This is a genomic window from Burkholderia sp. Se-20373 (genome assembly GCF_017104705.1).
Classification (GTDB): domain Bacteria; phylum Pseudomonadota; class Gammaproteobacteria; order Burkholderiales; family Burkholderiaceae; genus Burkholderia.
This window is the reverse complement of the sequence record NZ_JAAGPH010000364.1, coordinates 1-951: the sequence shown is the minus strand read 5'-3', so window position 1 is coordinate 951 and position 951 is coordinate 1. Positions and strand designations below refer to the sequence as shown.

Below are 951 nucleotides of genomic sequence, written 5' to 3'. Positions count from 1 at the left end.
TGGGGGCGTCGATGATCTGTTCCGGAGGGCCGTCACCGGGGCCGTTGGCCGTCATCGCGAAGCGCATGCCGGCCCAGCCGTTGCGCAACTGTGCGCGCGGCGTGAACATCATGTAGCGGTGGAAGCCCGTACCGAAGTCGAACAGGCGGGCCCACGTTTGCGCGCCGTTCCAGAACACCCAGCTGGCGATGGTGAAGTCCGACACATCGGCCAGCAGATCGTCGGGCAACGCCACATACGCACCCGAGCCGTTGAGCGAAACCGCGTTGCCGCTGCGCCCCGCTGCCCACGTTGCACCGTTGAGCGTGCCATTGCGCCCGTTGCCCGAGCTATCGGCGGCCGTCACGCCGCTGCCTTCATCAAACGTGAGGTGCGCGAGCAGCTGCTGCGCCGTGATCACTTTCACTTCGTTGGAGGGCGCCGATTCGCCCGCAATCGTTTGCGCCGTCACGACATAAAAATACGTGCCGGCACCGGCGGGCATATCGCTAAAGGTCAGCAGATCGGTGATACCGCTCCTGATGGTGCTGTACGGTCCGCCGGCAATGGTGGCGCGCTTGACGTTGTAGCTGACGGCGTTGCTGCTGCCCCACCACGACAGCACCACCTTGCCCGCGCTGGCGTAGCCGGTCAGGCCGGTCGGCGTTGCGGCAGGGGTGCCGGGGTCGAGCGTGCAGGTGAGCGTGCCGTAGCCAAGCTGGTCGAATCCGCCACTGTTGGGGCCGTAGTTGCCGCCGCCGCCTTCCGGCGCCACAAGCTCGGCAGCGCGCTTGGTGTACGGCGCCGCCAGACCTTTGCGGTTGATGTAATGGTTGGCCACCAGCGCCCAGCAGGGCCGCCCCAGCGCGTCGCCTCGCCCACCGGCGGCGAACTGCGTCTGGGTGACGCCGGCGCTGTTCTGGTACGTGACGAAAGGCACCGTGTAGAACGCGCCGTCCGCCTGCTTCAGGT

Annotated in this window: 1 pseudogene; it reads right to left on the bottom strand. The window is 67.1% G+C overall.

The features are described 5' to 3' along the window. A pseudogene (locus G3N96_RS39970) lies at positions 1 to 951 on the bottom strand (hypothetical protein); the annotation flags it as partial.